This window comes from Bacillus sp. FSL R5-0443, from assembly GCF_038608285.1.
GTDB classification, from domain to species: Bacteria; Bacillota; Bacilli; order Bacillales; family Bacillaceae; genus Bacillus; species Bacillus velezensis.
This window is the reverse complement of the sequence record NZ_CP152013.1, coordinates 2,395,516-2,416,218: the sequence shown is the minus strand read 5'-3', so window position 1 is coordinate 2,416,218 and position 20,703 is coordinate 2,395,516. Positions and strand designations below refer to the sequence as shown.

General features: G+C 47.0%; 22 protein-coding genes. 20 read left to right on the top strand and 2 right to left on the bottom strand.

Going from position 1 to position 20,703, the window contains the following annotated elements; genetic code table 11:
• The first annotated feature begins 183 nt into the window (after positions 1-183).
• Genes trpE through aroA form a run of 9 tightly spaced genes read left to right on the top strand, consistent with a single transcriptional unit; the run spans position 184 to position 9,654 of the window.
• The gene (gene trpE / locus NYE28_RS12055; RefSeq protein WP_342490079.1) at positions 184-1,731 is read left to right on the top strand and encodes an anthranilate synthase component I; all 1,548 of its coding nucleotides are present in this window, start codon (positions 184-186) and stop codon (positions 1,729-1,731) included.
• Positions 1,703-2,719 (top strand): anthranilate phosphoribosyltransferase, encoded by a 1,017-nt coding sequence (gene trpD / locus NYE28_RS12050; protein WP_160223144.1) that lies wholly within the window; start codon positions 1,703-1,705, stop codon positions 2,717-2,719. Before trpE ends, trpD begins: the two co-directional genes overlap by 29 nt.
• Positions 2,712-3,464, top strand: a complete 753-nt coding sequence (trpC, locus tag NYE28_RS12045) for an indole-3-glycerol phosphate synthase TrpC (protein ID WP_012117859.1) — start codon at positions 2,712-2,714, stop codon at positions 3,462-3,464. The genes trpD and trpC overlap by 8 nt, the downstream gene beginning before the upstream one ends.
• A 4-nt stretch (positions 3,465-3,468) precedes the next feature.
• Positions 3,469-4,122, top strand: coding sequence for a phosphoribosylanthranilate isomerase (locus tag NYE28_RS12040; RefSeq protein ID WP_160223143.1), 654 nt, complete (start codon positions 3,469-3,471; stop codon positions 4,120-4,122).
• Entirely contained in the window at positions 4,103-5,305 is a 1,203-nt protein-coding gene (gene trpB, locus NYE28_RS12035; protein ID WP_020954213.1) for a tryptophan synthase subunit beta, read from the top strand. Before NYE28_RS12040 ends, trpB begins: the two co-directional genes overlap by 20 nt.
• Positions 5,298-6,095, top strand: coding sequence for a tryptophan synthase subunit alpha (gene trpA, locus NYE28_RS12030; protein ID WP_007612229.1), 798 nt, complete (start codon positions 5,298-5,300; stop codon positions 6,093-6,095). Before trpB ends, trpA begins: the two co-directional genes overlap by 8 nt.
• A gap of 11 nt (positions 6,096-6,106) precedes the next feature.
• Positions 6,107-7,189: a histidinol-phosphate transaminase gene (hisC, locus tag NYE28_RS12025; RefSeq protein ID WP_094031803.1), complete on the top strand. Its 1,083-nt coding sequence runs from the start codon at positions 6,107-6,109 to the stop codon at positions 7,187-7,189.
• Between the two features lie 51 nt (positions 7,190-7,240).
• Positions 7,241-8,356 (top strand): prephenate dehydrogenase, encoded by a 1,116-nt coding sequence (locus NYE28_RS12020; protein WP_085342375.1) that lies wholly within the window; start codon positions 7,241-7,243, stop codon positions 8,354-8,356.
• Positions 8,357-8,367: 11 nt separating this feature from the next.
• The gene (gene aroA / locus NYE28_RS12015) at positions 8,368-9,654 is read left to right on the top strand and encodes a 3-phosphoshikimate 1-carboxyvinyltransferase (protein ID WP_065180552.1); all 1,287 of its coding nucleotides are present in this window, start codon (positions 8,368-8,370) and stop codon (positions 9,652-9,654) included.
• 48 nt (positions 9,655-9,702) lie between these two features.
• Here the strand turns inward: aroA and NYE28_RS12010 are convergent.
• A protein-coding gene (locus tag NYE28_RS12010; protein WP_342490078.1) for an IS3 family transposase occupies positions 9,703-10,853 on the bottom strand; the annotation gives its coding sequence in 2 pieces (ribosomal slippage) (positions 9,703-10,580 and positions 10,580-10,853; 1,152 coding nt in all).
• Between the two features lie 406 nt (positions 10,854-11,259).
• On the opposite strand from NYE28_RS12010, the gene NYE28_RS12005 reads away from it, so the two are divergent.
• The 9 genes from NYE28_RS12005 to NYE28_RS11965 all read left to right on the top strand — a co-directional run bounded on the left by NYE28_RS12005 (position 11,260) and on the right by NYE28_RS11965 (position 18,517).
• Entirely contained in the window at positions 11,260-12,531 is a 1,272-nt protein-coding gene (locus tag NYE28_RS12005; protein WP_014418250.1) for a tetratricopeptide repeat protein, read from the top strand.
• Between the two features lie 73 nt (positions 12,532-12,604).
• On the top strand, positions 12,605-13,144 hold the full coding sequence (locus NYE28_RS12000; RefSeq protein ID WP_015417715.1) for a ReoY family proteolytic degradation factor: 540 nt from the start codon (positions 12,605-12,607) through the stop codon (positions 13,142-13,144).
• A 54-nt stretch (positions 13,145-13,198) separates the two neighbouring features.
• A complete protein-coding gene (locus NYE28_RS11995) occupies positions 13,199-13,645 on the top strand; it encodes a YpiF family protein (protein ID WP_032866304.1) in 447 nt (148 codons plus the stop codon).
• A 137-nt stretch (positions 13,646-13,782) separates the two neighbouring features.
• A complete protein-coding gene (locus NYE28_RS11990) occupies positions 13,783-14,286 on the top strand; it encodes a ubiquinol-cytochrome c reductase iron-sulfur subunit (protein ID WP_003153484.1) in 504 nt (167 codons plus the stop codon).
• A 1-nt stretch (position 14,287) separates the two neighbouring features.
• The gene (locus NYE28_RS11985) at positions 14,288-14,962 is read left to right on the top strand and encodes a cytochrome b6 (protein WP_003153485.1); all 675 of its coding nucleotides are present in this window, start codon (positions 14,288-14,290) and stop codon (positions 14,960-14,962) included.
• A 31-nt stretch (positions 14,963-14,993) separates the two neighbouring features.
• The gene (locus tag NYE28_RS11980) at positions 14,994-15,761 is read left to right on the top strand and encodes a menaquinol-cytochrome c reductase cytochrome b/c subunit (RefSeq protein ID WP_007409471.1); all 768 of its coding nucleotides are present in this window, start codon (positions 14,994-14,996) and stop codon (positions 15,759-15,761) included.
• A 107-nt stretch (positions 15,762-15,868) separates the two neighbouring features.
• Complete coding sequence (locus tag NYE28_RS11975; protein ID WP_007612218.1) at positions 15,869-16,462, top strand: DUF1405 domain-containing protein; 594 nt, start codon at positions 15,869-15,871, stop codon at positions 16,460-16,462.
• A gap of 67 nt (positions 16,463-16,529) precedes the next feature.
• Complete coding sequence (ypjB, locus tag NYE28_RS11970; protein ID WP_007612217.1) at positions 16,530-17,312, top strand: sporulation protein YpjB; 783 nt, start codon at positions 16,530-16,532, stop codon at positions 17,310-17,312.
• Positions 17,313-17,341: 29 nt separating this feature from the next.
• Positions 17,342-18,517, top strand: coding sequence for an oxalate decarboxylase family bicupin (locus tag NYE28_RS11965; protein ID WP_342490077.1), 1,176 nt, complete (start codon positions 17,342-17,344; stop codon positions 18,515-18,517).
• A gap of 23 nt (positions 18,518-18,540) precedes the next feature.
• Here the strand turns inward: NYE28_RS11965 and NYE28_RS11960 are convergent, their stop codons facing one another.
• Entirely contained in the window at positions 18,541-19,413 is an 873-nt protein-coding gene (locus NYE28_RS11960; protein WP_003153493.1) for a YitT family protein, read from the bottom strand.
• 142 nt (positions 19,414-19,555) lie between these two features.
• Between NYE28_RS11960 and NYE28_RS11955 the strand changes: the two genes are divergently transcribed.
• Together NYE28_RS11955 and dapB are read left to right on the top strand one after the other, a co-directional pair.
• Complete coding sequence (locus NYE28_RS11955; protein ID WP_059368456.1) at positions 19,556-19,891, top strand: nucleotide pyrophosphohydrolase; 336 nt, start codon at positions 19,556-19,558, stop codon at positions 19,889-19,891.
• Between the two features lie 8 nt (positions 19,892-19,899).
• Positions 19,900-20,703 carry a 4-hydroxy-tetrahydrodipicolinate reductase gene (gene dapB, locus NYE28_RS11950; RefSeq protein ID WP_003153497.1) on the top strand — a complete coding sequence of 268 codons (804 nt, stop codon included), beginning with the start codon at positions 19,900-19,902 and terminating at the stop codon, positions 20,701-20,703.

Below are 20,703 nucleotides of genomic sequence, written 5' to 3'. Positions count from 1 at the left end.
GAGCTGGTAAGTAAGACATTGAACAGTTGAGTTTAGAATAGGGTAGCAGAGAATGAGTTTAGCTGAGCTGAGATAAACACGTTTTTATTCTGCCCAAAAGAAGCCTTTCTTTTGGGTTTATTTCTTATACGCAAGACTCCTCTCACTCTTCATCTCATTCTCCTTACCGTAAGGAGGAGAATCATGAATTTACAATCGGATGTTTCTTTATTTTTAAAGGACAGTCTGACACACCGCACCATTCCAATCGCAGAGACTTTTACGGTCGACACGATCACACCCATTCAGATGGTTGAAAAACTGGACAGAAACATTACGTATCTTTTAGAAAGCAAGGATGAGTCGTCAAGCTGGTCGAGATACTCTTTTATCGGCCTCGATCCTTTTATCACGATTAAAGAGAGTCATAACACATTCACTGCCGCTGATCCAAACGGGCATACGCTGTTTGAAGCCGGAGAATTAAAAGCCGTGCTTGACTGGATGAATGAGAGCTTCCGCATTAAAACACCCGAGCTTGATATCCCATTTTCGGGAGGGGCGGTCGGTTATCTGAGCTATGACATGATTCCTTTGATTGAGCCTTCCGTGCCAAGCCACGCGAAAGTAACAGATTTCGAAAAATGCATGCTGTTTGTCTGCCGGAAAATCATCGCGTACGACCACGAAACGAAACAAGTGCATTTCATTCAATATGCGGAGCTTAACGGCCGGGAGACGGAGGAAGAAAAGCGGGCCGTTTTTAAAGAAAATTGCGCGGAGCTTCGTAAGCTTATCAGTATTTTGACAGAATCGAAAGATATGAAAGAGCCGTTTTTTTCTAAAGAAACGTTTGACACGCCAAGTTTTGCCGCTGTGACATCCAATTATACGAAAGAAGAGTTTATGGCCGGCGTCGATAAACTGAAAGAATATATAAAAGCCGGAGACATTTTTCAAGGGGTGCTTTCGCAAAAGTTTGACATTCCGGTATCCAGACATTCATTTGAGCTGTACAGGGTGCTCCGCATCGTCAATCCTTCACCTTATATGTACTATATCAAACTGCCTGACAGAGACATTGTCGGGAGTTCGCCTGAACGTCTGATCCGCGTGCATGACAGGCACCTGGAAATTCATCCGATTGCCGGAACGAGAAGAAGGGGCGCCGGAAAAAAAGAAGATGAACGCCTGAAAAAAGAGCTGATGAATGACGAAAAAGAAAAAGCTGAACATTACATGCTCGTCGATCTTGCGCGCAATGACATCGGCAGAGTTGCGGAGTACGGTTCCGTAGCCGTTCCGGAATTCACAAAGGTCGTTTCTTTTTCACATGTGATGCACATCATCTCTGTTGTAACCGGCCGTTTAAAACAGGGCGTCCATCCCGTTGACGCGCTGATGTCAGCATTCCCGGCAGGAACACTCACGGGCGCTCCGAAAATCCGCGCGATGCAGCTTTTAAATGAATTAGAACCGACTTCCAGAGAAACCTACGGCGGATGTATCGCTTATATCGGATTTGACGGGTCGATTGATTCGTGTATTACCATCCGCACCATGAGTGTCAAAAACGGTACGGCGTCGGTGCAGGCGGGCGCGGGAATAGTCGCCGATTCCGTCCCGGAAGCCGAATATGAAGAAAGCTGTAATAAAGCGGGGGCGCTTTTAAAAACGATTCAAATCGCAGAAGACATCTTTTCTGGCGGGGAGGAGAAGACGGATGAACAAATTTCTGCAATCGTGCGTTAATGGCCGTACGCTGAAAACTGGAGAAGCCGAAAAGCTGATGGAGATGATGATGAACGGGGACATGTCGCAGTCTGAGATCGGCGGGATTTTATCGGTATTAGCCCACCGAGGTGAAACGGCGGAGGAGCTTGCCGGATTTGTAAAAGTGATGCGGGCGCGGGCACAGACATCAGGTGGCTTGGCGGATGTCGTTGATACGTGCGGAACAGGCGGAGACGGGATTTCTACGTTTAACATATCCACGGCAGCGGCGATTACAGCTTCTGCTGCCGGAGCTAAAGTTGCCAAGCACGGAAATCGCTCCGTTTCGTCTAAAAGCGGCAGCGCGGATGTGCTGGAAAAACTGGGGGTTTCCATTCAAGCCACTCCAGAAAGCGTTAAACGCAGCATTGAAATGAAACAAATGGGGTTTTTGTTTGCGCCGCTGTTTCATTCGTCAATGAAGCACGTCGCCGCCGCAAGAAAAGAGCTTGGCTTCCGAACCGTATTTAATCTGCTGGGCCCGCTCAGCAACCCGCTGCAGGTGAAGCGGCAGGTGATCGGCGTCTATTCATTTGATAAAGCGCGCTTGATGGCAAGCGCTCTGGAACAATTTGATGTCAGACACGTCATGCTTGTGTCGGCCCGTGACGGATTAGATGAATTGTCCCTCTCAGCACCGACCGATATCATTGAACTGAAAAACGGTGAACGTCTGGAATATTCCGTTTCACCTGAACAATTCGGTTTTACAGAAGGTTCACTAAAGGATATTCAAGTGAGTTCATCGGAAGAAAGCGCGCTCCTCATTCAGAATATTTTTGCAAATAAAGCTCCGTCATCCGCTCTGCATATTACCGCCTTAAATGCGGGCGCGGCCATTTATACGGCAGGTCTTGCAAACGATCTGAAAGAAGGAACGAAAACCGCCTTAGAAGCGATTCAAAACGGAGATGCCAAAAGGCAGCTCGAACGTCTGAAACAGAAAGAGGAAGAAATGTATGCTTGATCAAATCATTCAGCAGAAAAAAGAAGAAATCAAATCCATCGTGCTGCCGGAAACCTGTCAAATTGAACGGAGATCCTTTAAAAAAGCGCTCCAGAACCCGAACCGTTTTATCGGGCTGATTGCCGAAGTGAAAAAAGCTTCGCCGTCTAAAGGATTGATTAAAGAGCATTTTGTTCCGGAAACGATTGCGGCGGATTATGAAGCGGCTAAAGCCGACGCCCTTTCGGTTCTCACGGATACCCGTTTTTTTCAGGGGAGAAATCAATTTCTGACAGATGTTAAACAAACCGTGTCTCTTCCCGTGCTGAGAAAAGATTTTATTATTGATTCCCTTCAGGTGGAGGAATCGTTCAGGATCGGCGCCGATGCCATTTTGCTGATCGGGGAAGCGCTGGAACCTTCAGAGCTTCATGAGCTTTATCTGGAAGCCCGCGAGAAGGGCATGGACGTTCTCGTTGAAGTCCATGATGAAACTGTGCTTGAACGGATTTTACAAGTGTTTCAGCCGGACATTCTCGGCATAAACAACCGGGACTTAAAAACGTTCCGTACTTCTGTTTCGCAAACGGAAAAAATAGCGCAGCTTGTACCGGACGGCTGTCTGCTGGTCAGCGAAAGCGGCATCGGTTCTTTGGCTGACCTGCAATTCGTCAACAAGCACGGGGCGCAGGCTGTATTGGTCGGAGAATCCTTAATGAGAGAGGATTCGCAGCAAAAGGCGATCCGCGGACTGTTCGGGGAGTGACGATATGAAAAAGCCTGAGGTAAAGTACTGCGGAATACGATCGAAGCGTGATTACGAACTTGCGGCAGCTTCAGGAGCGGATTATCTGGGATTTGTTTTTGCCGCAAGCAAACGGAGAGTAACGCCGGATGAGGTCCGGAAATGGAAAGAGCAGGTCTGGACAGACAAGAAACATGTCGGAGTATTTGTAAATGAAACGATAGAAAACATCGCGCAAATCGCCTCTGATCTGGCACTTGACGCCATCCAGCTTCACGGTGATGAATCGCCTGAGGATGCCCGCCGCCTCCGTCCGCTTGTGCGCTCGGAAATATGGAAAGCGCTCCATCACGGGGAAGGGACGCTTCGTCAGATGGCTCAATTTGCACCTGCTGTCGACGGCTATGTCATTGATTCTTCAGTAAAAGGAATGAGAGGCGGCACGGGAATCGCGTTTTCATGGGCTCGTGTCCCCTTGTACCGAAAGCAGGCTCAAAATGCAAGCAAGCGCTGTTTTATTGCGGGCGGCGTTAATCCTGAAACGATTACCGGCTTACTGAGATCGCGTCCGTGCGGTATAGATCTTGCCAGCGGAATTGAAAAAAACGGACAAAAGGATCAAACACTGATCCGGCTTTTAGAAGAAAGGATGAACCACTATGTATCCATATCCAAATGAAATCGGAAGATACGGCGAATTCGGCGGCAAATTTGTCCCTGAAACATTGATGCGGCCACTTGAGGAAATCGAAACGGCTTTCAAAGAATTAAAGAATGATCCCGTTTTTCATGCCGAATATAAAAAACTACTGTTTGATTACTCCGGAAGACCGACCGCATTAACGTTCGCAGACAGGGTGTCAGAGTATTTGGGAGGGGCGAAAATCTATCTGAAAAGAGAAGATTTAAACCATACCGGCTCTCATAAAATTAACAACGCGTTAGGCCAGATTCTGCTTGCTAAAAAGATGGGCAAAACGAAAATCATCGCCGAAACCGGTGCGGGACAGCACGGTGTGGCTGCCGCAACAGCCGCCGCAAAATTCGGTTTTAAGTGTACGGTTTTTATGGGTGAAGAAGACGTTGCACGCCAGTCGCTGAACGTATTCCGGATGAAACTGCTCGGCGCGGAAGTGGTGCCGGTCACAAGCGGCAACGGCACGCTGAAAGATGCGACGAATGAGGCGATCAGGTATTGGGTCCAGCATTGTGAAGATCATTTCTACCTTATCGGTTCTGTAGTGGGGCCGCACCCGTATCCGTATATCGTTCGCGAATTTCAGAAAATCATCGGCGAGGAAGCGAAAGAACAGCTCCGCCGGGTTGAAGGAACGCTCCCGGACAAGGTTGTTGCATGTGTCGGCGGCGGAAGCAATGCGATGGGCATATTTCAGGCCTTTTTAGACGAAGATATTGAGCTGATCGGCGCCGAGGCTGCCGGAAAAGGAATTGATACGCCGCTGCATGCGGCAACGATCGCAAAAGGGACACTCGGGGTGATTCACGGTTCAATGACCTATTTAATACAAGATGAATACGGGCAGATTATCGAACCGTATTCCATTTCAGCCGGCCTTGATTACCCGGGGATCGGCCCTGAGCACGCCTATCTGCATAAAAGCGGCCGTGTAACGTACGAAAGCGTGACAGACGATGAAGCGATTGCCGCGTTACGTCTGCTTTCTGAAACAGAAGGTATTCTTCCGGCTATTGAATCTGCCCACGCCCTGGCAAAAGCGTTTGAAATGGCAAAAGACATGGATAAAGACAAAATCATTCTCGTCAGTTTATCGGGAAGAGGAGATAAAGATGTTCATACGCTGATGAATGTTTTGGAAAACGGGGTGGAGACACATGTTTAATCTGCGAGATTCCGAAAAATTATTTATCCCTTTTATTACAGCTGGCGATCCGCTTCCTGACATTTCTGTTGAGCTGGCAATATCATTGCAGAATGCAGGCGCTTCTGCCCTTGAAATCGGCGTTCCTTACACAGATCCGCTTGCGGACGGACCCGTCATACAACGGGCTTCAAAACGGGCTCTGGAAAACGGAATGAATATCGTAAAAGCAATTGAACTTGGCGGCAAAATGAAAAAAAACGGCGTTCATATTCCAATTATCCTCTTTACGTATTATAATCCTGTGTTACAATTAGAAAAAGAATACTTTTTCGCTTTACTGCGGGAAAACGACATAGACGGTCTGCTTGTACCCGACCTTCCATTAGAGGAAAGCGCCCTTTTGCAAATGACATGCAAAAAGGAGAACATCGCTTATATCTCACTGGTTGCGCCGACAAGTGAAGACCGTTTGAAAATAATTACTGAACAGGCCTGCGGCTTTGTGTATTGTGTATCCTCTTTAGGAGTGACGGGCGTACGCAGCGAATTCGATCCGTCTGTATACTCTTTCATACGTAAGGTGAAAGAATTCAGCTCTGTTCCGGTGGCGGTCGGTTTTGGCATTTCAAACCGCAAACAGGTTGACGGGATGAATGAAATATCTGACGGTGTCGTTGTCGGCAGCGCGCTTGTCAAAAAAGTTGAAGAGCTTAAAACAAAGCTTGTGAATCCCGGAACAAGAGCTGATGCGCTTCTTGAATTTGAAGAATACGCAAAGACGTTCGGACGACTGTACAGTGTAAAATGAGGTGACTGGATTTGCAGATTAAAGAACAGCTGCGGCAGCTGAAACCGTATCAGCCGGGCAAACCAATAGAAGAAGTGAAAATGGAATACGGGCTTGAGAAAGTAGTAAAACTCGCTTCTAACGAAAATCCGTTCGGCTGTTCACAGGTCGCTAAAGATGCGCTGCATCAGGAGATTGAGCAGCTTGCGCTGTATCCCGACGGTTACAGTGCCGCTTTGAGAACACGGCTCAGTGAGCATCTGCAGGTCAGTGAATCTTCGATCATTTTCGGCAACGGCTCTGATGAGCTTGTGCAGATTATCTGCCGTTCTTTATTAAATGATCAGGCAAACACGATTACCGCCGCCCCGACTTTCCCGCAATACAGACACAATGCGGTGATTGAAGGCGCTGAGGTGCGCGAGGTTCCGCTCCGCAGTGACGGCGCTCATGATTTGGACCGGATGCTGGAAGCAATTGACGGCGAGACGAAAGTCATATGGGTATGCAATCCCAATAATCCGACGGGGACATATACTTCTGAGCAAGAGCTAATTGCCTTTTTAAACAGAGTTCCCGAGCATATACTCGTTGTACTTGATGAAGCGTACTACGAGTATGTTACGGCGGAAGATTACCCAGAAAGCATTCCTCTTTTAAAGCAATATCCGAATGTTATGATCCTCCGCACCTTCTCTAAAGCGTACGGACTTGCCGCGCTGCGCGTCGGATACGGCATTGCGGACGAAGCACTGATCCGCCAGATTGAACCGGCGAGAGAGCCGTTCAATACGAGCAGAATCGGTCAGGCTTCGGCACTGGCAGCGCTTGATGACCAGACATTTATTCAGGAATGCGTCGAGAAAAATAAAGCAGGCCTTAAGCAGTATTATGATTTTGCAGAAACTCACGGATTAACTTGTTATCCTTCACAAACCAACTTTGTGCTCATTGATTTTAACCGCCCGGCGGATGAACTGTTCCAAGCCCTGTTGGAAAAAGGATATATCGTCCGCTCAGGACAGGCGCTCGGATTTCCGACAGCGTTAAGGATTACGGTCGGTACGAAAGAGCAGAATGAGGAAATTCTCACAATTTTAGCTGAAATATTATAAGAGGTGATCAGGCATCACCTCTTTGCTCTATTAAAATAGTTGAAAAAGGAAATGAGTGAAATGAAGGATACTATATTGCTTGCGGGGATCGGGCTGATCGGCGGATCGATCGCATTGGCCATCAAAAAGGAGCATCCGCATAAACGGATTATCGGTGTGGATATTTCGGAAGAACAACTCACTGCCGCGCTGAAGCTCGGAATTATTGACGAGCGGGCCGGCTCATTTACGGAAGGTGTGCAGCAAGCGTCTGTTGTCATTATCGCCACGCCTGTCGCCCAAACGCTGAAAATGCTCGATGTGCTGGCCGCATCAGACATCACCCATGAACTCCTGATTACGGATGTGGGCAGCACGAAACAGAAAGTCGTCAGCTACGCCGACAAAGTGCTTCCGGCTCACTATCAATTTGTCGGCGGTCATCCGATGGCGGGATCTCATAAATCCGGGGCCGCTGCAGCGAAAGAATTTTTATTCGAAAATGCGTTTTATATTTTAACACCCGGAAAATCAACTTCTAAAGAGTCAGTAACGCATCTGAAGGAACTTTTGAAAGCGGCAAACGCCCACTTTGTGGAGATGACCCCCGAGGAGCATGACGGCGTAACGAGCGTCATCAGCCATTTCCCTCATATCGTTGCTGCAAGCCTCGTACATCAGGCTCATCATGCTGAAGAAGATTATCCGTTTTTGAAACGTTTCGCAGCCGGCGGTTTTCGGGACATCACCAGGATCGCCTCAAGCAGCCCGGCGATGTGGAGGGACATACTTCTTCATAACAAAGATAAACTGCTTGACCGCTTCAAAGAATGGAAACGGGAGATTGACACGATCGAATCTTATGTAGAAAATGAAGATGCGGACAGCCTGTTCGGATATTTTAAAAAAGCGAAAGATTATCGCGACGGTCTGCCGCTCCGTCAAAAAGGAGCGATCCCGTCCTTTTATGATCTTTATGTCGATGTTCCCGATCATCCGGGGGTCATTTCGGAAATTACGGCGATATTGGCAGAAGAAAAAATCAGTATCACCAACATCCGCATTATCGAAACAAGAGAAGATATTAACGGAATTCTCAGAATCAGTTTCCAGACTGATGATGACCGGAAGCGTGCGGAAACCTGCATTCAATCCCGCGCCAAATATGACACATTTTACGCTGACTGAGGTGGAAAACATTGAAAAGAGAAAAAGTGACGTCTTTAAACGGTGAAATTCATATTCCGGGGGATAAATCCATCTCCCACCGTTCTGTTATGTTCGGAGCGCTTGCGGAAGGAACCACAACGGTAAAAAACTTTTTGCCCGGAGCCGATTGTCTGAGCACCATTGCCTGCTTCAGAAAAATGGGTGTCTCCATTGAACAAAACGGAAGTGATGTAACGATATACGGGAAGGGCATTGACGCACTTTGTGAGCCTGACAGCCTTCTTGATGTCGGAAATTCCGGCACGACCATCCGCCTGATGCTCGGCATTTTAGCCGGACGCCCATTTCACAGTACGGTAGCGGGCGACGAAAGTATTGCAAAGCGCCCGATGAAGAGGGTGACGGAGCCTTTAAAACAGATGGGAGCCGCGATTGACGGAAGAGCGGACGGAGGATTTACGCCTTTATCCGTAAGAGGCGGACAATTGAAAGGCATTGATTACGTCTCCCCTGTTGCAAGCGCGCAGATCAAATCCGCCGTGCTGCTTGCCGGATTGCAGGCTGAAGGGACGACGACCGTCACTGAGCCTCATAAATCAAGAGACCATACGGAACGGATGCTGAACGCTTTTGGCGCCGAGCTTGCGGAAACGGAGACGAGCGCCTCCGTAACGGGCGGTCAGAAGCTTCGGGGGGCTGATATTTTCGTGCCCGGCGATATTTCTTCAGCAGCCTTTTTCCTCGCGGCAGGCGCTGTCGTTCCCGGAAGCCGGATTGTGCTGAAAAACGTCGGCCTGAACCCGACACGCACGGGAATGATTGATGTCTTAAAGCAAATGGGGGCTTCACTTGAAGTGATTCCTTCAGAAGCGGACAGCGCGGAGCCTTACGGAGACCTGGTTATTGAAACTTCAGATCTGAAAGCGGCAGAAATCGGCGGAGAAATCATTCCCCGTTTAATTGACGAGATCCCGATTATCGCCCTTTTGGCAACGCAGGCTGAAGGCACAACTGTCATTAAAGACGCTGCGGAGCTGAAGGTGAAGGAAACGAACCGGATCGACACCGTCGTATCAGAGCTCCGGAAAATCGGCGCAGACATTGAACCGACTGAAGACGGCATGAAAATACACGGCAAAAAAACGCTTGCGGGCGGAGCCGATGTGTCAAGCCACGGTGACCACCGCATCGGCATGATGCTCGGTATCGCTTCATGCCTGACAGAAGAGCCGATTGACATCCGTGATACTGAGGCAATCCATGTCTCATATCCGACATTTTTTGAGCATTTAGATCAATTAGCCAAAAAAGCCTGAAGACGATTGGGACTGACCCCCGTTTTTGAGACAGGGATCAAAACACCTTTAAGCAGCCAGCTGTCGGTATGTGACCGGCGGCTGGTTGTTTAGTTTCGTTTGAATACGAATGTTGTTATAATAGTATATATAGGTTTCGACAGTTTGCTCTACGATGGTCGTCGTAGTGCTTTCCAACCTGTCGAGGTAGAACGTTTCAGACTTTAGTGAGGAATGAAACGATTCGATGGAGGCATTATCAGCGGGTGTCCCTTTACGGGACATGCTCATGGTAATGCCTTTTGTTTTAACAGCTTTTTGATACTCGTAAGATGTATACACAGAACCTTGGTCACTATGTAACACGCAGTTCTCAGGCAGCATTGGTAGCTGATCAAGTGTGTCTAAGACAAAGGCTGTGTCCTGTCTATCGCCAATCGTAAAAGCAATCACTTCTCCATTGTATAAATCCAATATACTGGAAAGATACAATTGTTTCTGCCCATAAGGCAAATATGTGATATCCGTTACTAGCTTTTCCAGAGGGCGATCAGACTGAAAGTTCCGATCCAATATATTCTCGGCCACGGCATATGGCTGCCCATCCTTCTTGCGCTTTTTCACCTTAACCCGACACTGCCATTGATTCTTCTGCATAATACGTTGAACCGTTTTATGGTTAATACACATTCTCTTTTTTAGTATGGCTGTGATTTTTCGATATCCATATCGATACTTGTGCTCTCGGCACAACGTGCCGATTTGTTTTTCCAAATGGCGCTTGGGATGATCCTTCATCAGATTATTCTTCCAACGATAATAAGACGCTCGAGAGATACCTAAATGAATACAGATATCCTTTATGGTCATTGTGCTGCGCAATGCTTCTACAAGCTCGACTGGCGTTTCGCTATCAGCTTCCTTTCCAATTCGTTGTACTTTTTTAACACTTCATTCTGTTGTCTCAGATAACGATTTTCTGCCTGCAGTTTCTCTAATTCGGAAGAATACTCTGGACCTTTTCCATAAGAATATTGCTTTCCGACAGGTTGTTCGAATCGATGTGTGTCCCCAGCTTTATACCACCTGACCCATGTCTGCACCTGCGTCTTATTCTTTATATTCAATTCCTGCATGATCTCCTTCACAGGCACGCCCGCCAATCTCATTTCTACAGCCTTCTGTTTGACTTCAACCGGATAACTCACTCTTGCCCTCATAGAAAAACACCTCCAAGTCTAATTTCGGATAACAACGATCCGTTTTCAAACTTGAAGGTGTTTTTTGTTTGTCTCATATTATGGGGTCAGTCCCGATTCTTCGGGCTTTTTTCTTCATGTGTCATAAAACTTTGGGCTTTGACATAGCTTGTCTTAAACAGAAAATAACAGAAAGGGGGAATGCGTTTTCGTTACAGAAACAGCCGGAACAAATTGCGCTGTTTGCGTATAAAGATGCCGTCCCCTTTTTTGCCGTTTTCCTGTTAACCATTTTCTGATAAACTATAATGCCGGGTGAAGCATCTTATTTGCGGGCAGGCCCTGTCTGAATTATGATAAGAATAACCCGAATAAAAACCCTTTTCATTGGTTGATGAGGTATAGGAAAAGAAAGGACCGGTCTGATTTGAATACATTGATCCAAGAAGCCATAAAATTAGTTGAAGCAGGTGAAACCGAAAAGGGACTCAAAGCGCTTTCAAAAGCTGAAACGCAGCTTCATGACGAAGACAAAGCCATTGCAGCCCAGCTCTACTATGAATGGGGAAACGCCGAAAAAGCGTTAGCGCTGATCAGTGATCTGCATGACCTTTATCCGGATGAGTCTGAGCTGACGAATTTTTACGCCGAATTGTTAATAGATATTGATGAAGAAGAAAAAGCTCTAGAGGTGCTGGAGACAATTTCTCCGGAAGACCCGTCTTACGCGGAAAGCCTTCTTTTAATGGCTGATCTGTATCAGATGCAGGGCTTATTTGAAGTAAGTGAGCAAAAGCTGTTACAGGCGAAAGCGATGTTACAAGATGAACCTGTTATTGATTTCGCTCTGGGGGAATTATACTTCACTCAGGGATCATATGCAAAAGCCGTTCCTTACTATGAAGAGACGGCAAAAGAACGGCACGAAATCGGCGGCGTAAATGTTCATCAGAGGCTGGCTGAGTCATTGAGCGCGGCGGGTGAATTTGAGGAAGCGATTTCATGGTATGAAAAAGCGGCGGCAGAACATACAGAACCGAATACGATTTTCGGGTACGGGTTCACAGCCTATCAGGCGGGAATGGTCAAAACAGCCATCAAGCAGCTGTCTGATTTAAAAGGGCTTGATCCTTCCTATTCATCGCTTTATATGCCGCTTGCAAAAAGCTACGAGGCAGAAGGCATGTATGAAGATGCATTAAAAACCGCTAAAGAAGGTATTACTTACGATGAATACAATAAAGAGCTTTTTCTCTATGCGGCGAAAATGGCGTTAAAGCTCGGCAACGAAGAGGAAGGCAAAAAGCTTCTTCAGGAAGCGCTGGCGCTCGATCCGGGTTACGTGGAAGCGCTCCATACGCTTTTAGCCGTCTATCATAAAGAAGAAAGCTTTGAAGAGATTATTGATCTGATTCAGGAAGTCCGCGGCTACGGAGAAGAAGATCCGAAATACAATTGGTATTTGGCGGGTGCTTATACAGGCCTTGAGCAATACGCTGAAGCGAAAAAAAGCTTCGAAGCTGCGTATCTCCATTATCAGGATGATCGGGATTTCTTATATGAATACGCTCACTTCTTATTGGAAGAGGGTCTCCAGAAAGAAGCGCTGCCGCTTTTAAAACAAGTGCTTTCAATGGATGGAACAAACGAAGAGCTTGAAGAAACAATCTTACGGATAGAGGATGAATTTTTAAGATAAGCAGGATTTTGGACCATGCTTGCTGAATGTATAAGTGATGTCAGATTATACGATCGATAGAGGAGGGAATTACATGCAGACCCCTGTTTCTGTCAATGAAAAAAAGGATTTTATCCGTTGGTTTTTAAATCATTATCAGCTTAAACGCCGGGAGTGCGTCTGGATTTTAAATTATTTAATGAGTCATGATTCATTAATGGAAAAAGTCCATTTTGTAGAACAAGCCGAATTTTGCCCGAGAGGCATTATCATGTCTACTCATTGCGTTGATGAGGTGCCGTTTAGGTTTTACAAAGAAAATGTCATGACTACGGACGCGGAAAAATCTTTTCACGACATCCGGTTAAATAAACAGCAGGATTTATTTATCCAGCTGAATTTCCGTTCGGCCTACAGCTCACCGGAATATGCCGCTGTTCTTGAATCAAATCCGCATCTGCCGAAAGACCTGTTTGAAAATAAACAGGATCAGGGGATGGCCGAAAAAATATTAGAACATGCCATCTCCACTTTCCGGCGGGAAAAGCTGCTTAAAGATATCGACGAGGCGCTGGACCGCCACGACAAAGAAACATTTGAAAAGCTTTCCCGCCAATTGAATCAGCTCACATAAATGACAGCCTTGCAGAATATGCAAGGCTTGTTGCGTAAAGAGGAGGAACGAGACATGAGATGGAGGGCCGCTGATGCCGATGCCTATTTACAATCTGCGGATTACATTGATACCGCTGTCATTCCGTTAATTTCCATAACATCTTCAGGAGGCTTAAAAGAGGCCGTTGAACAGGGGGAAAGCACCCAATTGCTTTCTGAAGAGCTTGAGCGCCAATTGAAGGGACGGGTATATTTATTCCCCTCTTATACATATGTTGATATAGACCAATCACAAATCGCCCTGCTTCAAAAACTCAAAGACGAGGTGATGACCAACTTTCGGCACGTCTTGTTCCTGACGGCAGACGAAAAATGGAAGGATTTTGAAATAGGGTCTGATGTCATATACATACCTGCCGTTCCGTTTGAACATATGAAAGACTCTTTAAAGAGAAAAATTGCGGATGACAAGTGCGGAGAAATTTTGAACGTTTTGTTACAGAAGTGGAACAATTCTTAAAAACACCAGGCATCCCGCAAAACACCCGTTTTGCCTCTGTTGACCTTGCTGAAAGATTCATATATTATGAGGGTGTCAAATCTCAGAATTATTTTCTATTTTAGTTAATTTTTGGTCAATCTTTAGGGGGGGAAGAGATGGGCGGAAAACAAGATATATCAAGAAGACAATTTTTAAACTATGCGCTCACCGGCGTGGGGGGATTTATGGCCGCCAGTGCGCTTATGCCCATGGTCCGTTTTGCGCTGGACCCGGTATTAAAACCGACGGGAGATCAAAAAATGGTGCAGGTTGTCAGTGTGGATGAGCTGACGAAGGAGCCGAAGCGGTTTGACTTTAAAATTCATCAAGTCGACGCCTGGTACGAATCGGAAGAATCCAGGTCAGCCTGGGTTTACAAGCATGGGGATGAAATTATAGCGCTTTCTCCGATCTGTAAGCATTTGGGCTGCACCGTAAACTGGAACAATGATCCTAAAAATCCGAACAAGTTCTTTTGTCCCTGCCATTACGGGCTGTATGAAAAAGACGGCACGAACGTTCCGGGCACGCCGCCGCTCGCGCCTCTTGACCGTTATGAGCAAAAAGTAAAGGACGGCTTTTTGTATCTTGGAAAAGCAAAGCCTAGGGGGGAAGGGTGACATGCTGAACAAAATTTATGACTGGGTGGATGAACGTCTCGATATTACGCCGATGTGGCGGGATATCGCCGACCATGAAGTGCCGGAACATGTAAATCCCGCTCACCATTTCTCGGCTTTTGTCTATTGTTTCGGCGGTTTGACGTTTTTTGTAACCGTTATCCAAGTGTTGTCCGGGATGTTTTTAACGATGTATTATGTGCCGGATATAAAAAACGCGTGGGAATCTGTGTATTATTTGCAGAATGAAGTCGCTTTCGGGCAGATTGTAAGGGGTATGCACCATTGGGGTGCAAGTTTAGTCATTGTGATGATGTTTTTACATACGCTGCGGGTTTTCTTTCAGGGAGCTTATAAAAAGCCTCGGGAATTGAACTGGATCGTCGGTGTTCTGATCTTTTTTGTGATGCTCGGTCTCGGTTTTACAGGGTATCTGCTTCCATGGGATATGAAGGCGCTGTTTGCGACAAAGGTAGGTCTTCAGATTGCGGAGGCGACGCCATTGATCGGAGCGCAGGTGAAAACTCTTCTTGCCGGCCACCACGATATTGTCGGCGCCCAAACGCTGACGAGATTTTTTGCGATTCACGTATTTTTTCTCCCTGCCGCTTTGTTTGCGCTCATGGGCGCCCACTTTGTCATGATCCGCAAGCAGGGAATTTCAGGACCGCTTTAATACAAATCTGATATAAAAGGGAGGGGATGACATGCACCGGGGGAAAGGAATGAAGTTTGTAGGAGATTCAAGGATACCGGCTGAAAAAAAACCGAATATACCGAAAGACTATTCAGAGTATCCTGGAAAGACAGAGGCGTTTTGGCCGAACTTCCTGCTGAAAGAATGGATGGTCGGGGCCGTTTTCCTCGTCGGATTTCTCGTTTTAACGATTGTGCACGAGCCGCCTTTGGAACGGGTGGCGGACCCGACGGATACAGGGTATATTCCGCTGCCGGATTGGTATTTTCTATTTTTATACCAGCTATTAAAATATGAATATGCCGCAGGGAGCTACACCGTTATCGGCGCGATGATTATACCGGGTCTTGCCTTCGGGTCGCTGCTTTTGGCGCCGTTTCTCGACAGGGGGTCTGAAAGAAGGCCGTGGAAGCGTCCGGTTGCGGTCGGCATGATGCTTTTGGCGCTTTGCGCTACGGTCTTTTTAACGTGGCAGTCAGTCGCGACGCATGACTGGGCGAAGGCGGAGGAGCAAGGGAAAATCAAAAAAGAAGCCGCCATTGATACTGAATCAGACGGTTATAAGGTATTTAAAGAACAAGGCTGTATTTCCTGTCACGGGGATAATCTTCAAGGCGGGAGCGCCGGTCCGTCCCTGGTCGATAACGGGCTGAGCCCGGAAGAAATTAAAAAAATCGCCGTTAAAGGGAAAGGGCAGATGCCAGCCGGTATTTTTAAAGGGAATGACAAACAGCTTGATCAGCTGGCGAAGTTCATTTCTGAAACGACAGCGAAATAACGTATTGTGAAGTAGACAATAGCAGGATATACTTTTATGAAAAGAGCTGACCGGATGTCAGCTTTTTTTGCATGATACATACTTTTTACGGACTGAGAGTTGATGGTATGAGGTGGATTTCTTATCTTTTAGGGTTGCGCGGCATGCTTCTGCTTGTTCTTGCCGTTAATTTTATCGGTACGGTGTACGGCTATTATTGGTATGTGCCTCAGCTTGCGGACACGCCGTTCCGATTTCTGATATTTGTGCCTGACAGCCCGACGGCGACGTTTTTCTTCCTGTTCGTGCTTCTGGCATTTCTCATGGGAAGAAACGCGCCGCTGTTTGAAGCGCTGGCTCTTGTAACCCTTGTAAAATACGGGCTGTGGGCGGTCGGAATGAATGTCTTTGTGCTGGTCAAAATGGGGCAGATGCCTTGGGAAGGGTACATGCTGATTGCTTCACATTTTGCCATGGCCGTTCAAGGCGTTTTATACAGCCCGTATTTTCGGTTCCGGTTATGGCATCTTGCCGTTGCCGCTGTTTGGACGCTTCATAATGATGTCATTGATTATCTTTTCGGCATGATGCCTCGCTACTCAATGCTCAATGACTATATGCAAGTGATCGGCTATGCTACATTCTGGCTGAGCATATTTTCACTCGGCCTTGCATACTATTTGGTGATTTCTAAAAGACGGATAAAGCTTGACTTACACTGATAGAATCTTGGTCTAACCTTGTCCCGCTCCTCATATTCTGTAAAGAGAAGGAGTGGGAGGGACCTCTATGAAACGAAAGCTGACGATCTGTCTTTTACTTGCTCTTATGTGTTTCATCACAACTGCCAAAGCTGAAGATGAGGGCGGTCTCAAGGAACTGAACGACCTTTCGGATACCGTTTTCCAAATGACGCGGCATTCGCAGTATGATGAGGCTCTGCAAGTGCTTGGCTACTTTAAGAAAAAAATGACACACGTAAACTCACTGAGCGGCGCCGAAGTCAGGCAGGTTACTCTGGGTTTCAATGATTTAGTGCGCGTTCTGAAACAGGCAGACGCCTCAGATACCGAAAAAATCCGGGCAGCCGCCCAGTTCAGGTTGGTAATGGATGCGATGGAAGACCACTCCGATCCGCTGTGGGGTTCGCTTGAAAGACCGATTATGGCGACATTCAGCGCCTTAAAAGAAGATGTCAGCGGAAACGGAAGTGAAAATTTCAATGAAAAGTGGAATGAATTTATATCATTATATGATTTAATTTATCCCAGCCTGACAATGGATGTGTCGGCCGGCCAGCTTGATACGGTGGCGAAACATATCGAGGTGATTGAGCAGGACGGGTTTCAGCAGATGACAAAAGGAACAAAGCTTGAGCGTCTGACGCTCCTGCAGCAGGATTTAAAGCGGGTTTTTGACAAGGTGGAGCGGGATGACGCTGACCCTTCGCTGCTCTGGGTCATTCTGACAACAGGCGGTATCATTATTACTGCGCTGACATATGTCGGCTACCGAAAATACAGAGCGGAAAAAAAGAAAGAGAAAAAGCGTGAGTATCCTAAGTCTAAATAAACACAAATTGCTGTAAAGGAGCTAAGGCAGTGAAAAAACTCATCCAGCAATTGGCTTCAAAACACCTCCCGCAGCCGATCAGAGGCAGAAAAGGGGCGACTGACGAAGGACCGCGAAACCTCGCGCGTGACTTCCAGAATCCTGACATGCTCGTTCCGCCTTCAACGGATGCAGGAACGGTTCAAAACTTGAAATTCTCATTTTCTGATACGCATATGAGGCTTGAAGACGGCGGATGGTCCAGAGAGGTGACGGTCAGGGAACTGCCGGTATCCAAAAACATCGCGGCGGTGAACATGAGACTGAAGCCGGGAGCTGTGCGGGAGCTTCATTGGCATAAAGAAGCCGAATGGGGATATGTGATTAACGGAGGAGTCCGTTTAACTGCGGTCGATCAAAATGGAAGGAATTTTATTGACAACGTAAGTGAAGGGGATCTGTGGTATTTTCCTTCCGGCATTCCTCATTCCATTCAAGGATTAGAGCAGGGCAGTGAGTTTTTGCTCGTCTTTGATGACGGCTCTTTTTCAGAAAACAGCACCTTTTCAGTAACGGACTGGTTTGCCCATACCCCGCGCAGCGTGCTGGAGGCGAACTTCGGTGTTCCCGGGTATGATTTGGCTTACATCCATAAAAAAGAGCGTTACATGTTCCAGCTGGAACCGCCTCCCCCGATTGAAAAGGCAGCAGTTTCTTCCCCGGAAGGCACCGTTTTGGAGCCGTTCAGCTACAAGCTTTCCCGGCAGGAGCCCCTTGTTACCAGCGGGGGAAGAGTAAAGATTGTCGATTCAAAAACGTTTAAGGTGTCAAAAACGATTGCCGCAGCTCTCGTGGAAGTCGAACCCGGAGGCATGAGAGAATTGCATTGGCATCCGAATTCGGACGAGTGGCAGTATTATCTTTCAGGAGAAGCGAAAATGACGGTGTTTGCGGCGGAGGGAAGAGCGCGGACATTTAACTATCAAGCAGGTGACGTAGGATATGTTCCTTTTGCAATGGGACATTATGTTCAGAATACCGGTGACACCGTACTTCGCTTTCTGGAAATTTTCAAAAGCGACCGTTTCGAAGACGTCTCCTTAAACCAATGGCTGGCACTGACGCCGCAGCGCTTCGTCGAACAGACGCTCAATGTCAGTCCGGCATTCGCCCGCCGATTAAAAAAGAAAAAATCACCGGTTGTCAAATGGAAACACAAACAGTAAAGGCGGCAAAAGCCGCCTTTTTATTATCGTCTGATCGGATTTTTATTTTCATCAAGCGTAAATCCTTCGCCGAGCACATCATGAACGTCGCTTACTGCAACAAAGGCGTGCGGGTCAACGGAAGTGATGACGCTTTTCAAAAGCACAATTTCGTTTTTCGGAACGACGCAGTAAAGAACGTCCCTGTCTTCTTTTGTATATGATCCCTGTCCTTTTAAAACAGTGACGCCGCGCTCCATCTCTTCAATGATTTTTTGCTGGATCAAATCGTTTTTCGAAGAAATAATCGTTGCCCCTTTTGCGGCATAGCCGCCTTCCTGGATAAAATCAATCAATCTCGCAGCGACAAAAACGGCTACAAGCGTGTACATCGCTTCCTTGTAAGAAAGATACGTAAACAAAGAAAGCAAAATGACACAGGCGTCAAAGGCAAACATCGTCCGGCCCATCGGGATTCCGAAAAATTTGTTGATCAGCCTGGCGATGATATCGACCCCGCCCGTCGTGCCGCCGTATTTAAAAATAATGCCGAGACCCGCGCCGATAAATACACCGGCGAATAAGGCGGCCAGCGCTAAATCATGCGACAGCGGCATATGAATTTCGTAGCGCTGAAAAACACTCAGAAAAACGGAAAGAGAGACGGTGCCGATCAGGGTATAGACAAACATCGTCCGGCCGAGCATACGCCAGCCGATGAAAAAGATAGGAATGTTCAATACCAGGTTGGAAATAGAAGGGCTGATGTGGAATAACGCATATAAAAGCAGCGTAATGCCGGTAAATCCGCCTTCCGCCAAATTGTTCTGCATATTAAAGTGAACCAGTCCGAATGAAAAAACAGCGGCGCCGATTAAAATAAAGCAAATGTTTTTGATTCTGATTTCTCCAAGCATTGCATCAAACCCCTTTTCCTTCCATAAGATTGCGTAAATATTATAGTGGATACAAAAGAAAACAGCAAACTGCCGTTTTTAACATTTGTCAAATGTACTTGAATTAGCTAACATGGAAGAGATGACAGGAGGTATTCGCACAGTGAGTGACAAAACGATGAAAGACTTACAAGCTGAGGTCGATGAATATATCGGCCAATTCAAAGAAGGCTATTTCAGCCCGCTTGCCATGATGGCCCGTCTCACGGAAGAACTGGGCGAACTTGCAAGAGAAGTCAACCATTATTATGGGGAAAAGCCGAAGAAAACGACGGAAAATGAGAAAAGCATGGAAGAGGAAATGGGCGATGTGCTGTTCGTCCTGATCTGCCTCGCCAACTCCCTTGATATTTCATTGGTGGAAGCTCATAACCGCGTCATGCATAAATTTAATACACGTGATAAAGACCGCTGGACTAGAAAAGAAGAAGGAAAGTAGGAGAAACCATGTCAAATGAAACCATTAAAGTCGTCATTGCAGGACCGAGAGGCAGAATGGGCCAGGAGGCCGTAAAACTTGCCGTCCGCACGCCTCATTTTGAGCTTGTCGGCGCCATTGACCATACATACGATCAGCAAACATTGCGGGAAGTGATGTCAGCTGATTCAGACGCTCTTATTTATACGGATATCCGCGCATGTTTTCAAGAAACAAAACCGGATGTGCTGATCGATTTGACAACGCCTGAAATCGGCAAAAAACATACGAAAGCCGCTCTTGAACACGGCGTCCGCCCCGTTGTGGGAACGACCGGATTTTCTGAAGCGGATTTAGAGGAGCTTCAAGCCTTGACTGAAGAAAAAGGAATCGGCGCCATCATCGCTCCGAACTTTGCATTGGGCGCGGTGCTGATGATGAAGTTCTCACAAATGGCCGCCAACTATTTTGAAGATGTAGAAATCATTGAGCTTCATCATGATCAAAAGCTGGATGCCCCGAGCGGAACGGCGCTGAAAACAGCGGAAATGATCTCAAGCGTCCGTACAGAAAAGCAGCAGGGCCATCCTGATGAAAAAGAAATTCTGCCGGGCGCCCGCGGTGCTGAATTAAACGGCATCCGCCTTCACAGCGTGCGTCTGCCGGGCCTTATCGCCCACCAGGAAGTCATGTTCGGCATGGACGGCCAGACGCTGAAACTGCGCCATGACTCCTATAACCGGGCTTCCTTTATGTCAGGAGTGAAGCTGTCAGTGGAGCAAGTGATGAAAATCGACCAGCTTGTATACGGACTCGAAAATATTATCGACTGA

Excerpts from the sequence above, each read along its gene's own strand:
- NYE28_RS11975 (WP_007612218.1), top strand. The coding sequence starts at position 15,869 with ATGAGGTGGATTTCTTATCTTTTAGGGTTGCGCGGCATGCTTCTGCTT.
- trpD (WP_160223144.1), top strand. The coding sequence starts at position 1,703 with ATGAACAAATTTCTGCAATCGTGCGTTAATGGCCGTACGCTGAAAACT.
- trpA (WP_007612229.1), top strand. The coding sequence starts at position 5,298 with ATGTTTAATCTGCGAGATTCCGAAAAATTATTTATCCCTTTTATTACA.
- trpC (WP_012117859.1), top strand. The coding sequence starts at position 2,712 with ATGCTTGATCAAATCATTCAGCAGAAAAAAGAAGAAATCAAATCCATC.
- trpB (WP_020954213.1), top strand. The coding sequence starts at position 4,103 with ATGTATCCATATCCAAATGAAATCGGAAGATACGGCGAATTCGGCGGC.
- NYE28_RS11995 (WP_032866304.1), top strand. The coding sequence starts at position 13,199 with ATGAGATGGAGGGCCGCTGATGCCGATGCCTATTTACAATCTGCGGAT.
- dapB (WP_003153497.1), top strand. The coding sequence starts at position 19,900 with ATGTCAAATGAAACCATTAAAGTCGTCATTGCAGGACCGAGAGGCAGA.
- NYE28_RS12040 (WP_160223143.1), top strand. The coding sequence starts at position 3,469 with ATGAAAAAGCCTGAGGTAAAGTACTGCGGAATACGATCGAAGCGTGAT.
- ypjB (WP_007612217.1), top strand. The coding sequence starts at position 16,530 with ATGAAACGAAAGCTGACGATCTGTCTTTTACTTGCTCTTATGTGTTTC.
- NYE28_RS12000 (WP_015417715.1), top strand. The coding sequence starts at position 12,605 with ATGCAGACCCCTGTTTCTGTCAATGAAAAAAAGGATTTTATCCGTTGG.
- trpE (WP_342490079.1), top strand. The coding sequence starts at position 184 with ATGAATTTACAATCGGATGTTTCTTTATTTTTAAAGGACAGTCTGACA.
- NYE28_RS11980 (WP_007409471.1), top strand. The coding sequence starts at position 14,994 with ATGCACCGGGGGAAAGGAATGAAGTTTGTAGGAGATTCAAGGATACCG.
- NYE28_RS11990 (WP_003153484.1), top strand. The coding sequence starts at position 13,783 with ATGGGCGGAAAACAAGATATATCAAGAAGACAATTTTTAAACTATGCG.
- NYE28_RS11985 (WP_003153485.1), top strand. The coding sequence starts at position 14,288 with ATGCTGAACAAAATTTATGACTGGGTGGATGAACGTCTCGATATTACG.
- NYE28_RS11960 (WP_003153493.1), bottom strand. The coding sequence starts at position 19,413 with ATGCTTGGAGAAATCAGAATCAAAAACATTTGCTTTATTTTAATCGGC.
- NYE28_RS12020 (WP_085342375.1), top strand. The coding sequence starts at position 7,241 with ATGAGTGAAATGAAGGATACTATATTGCTTGCGGGGATCGGGCTGATC.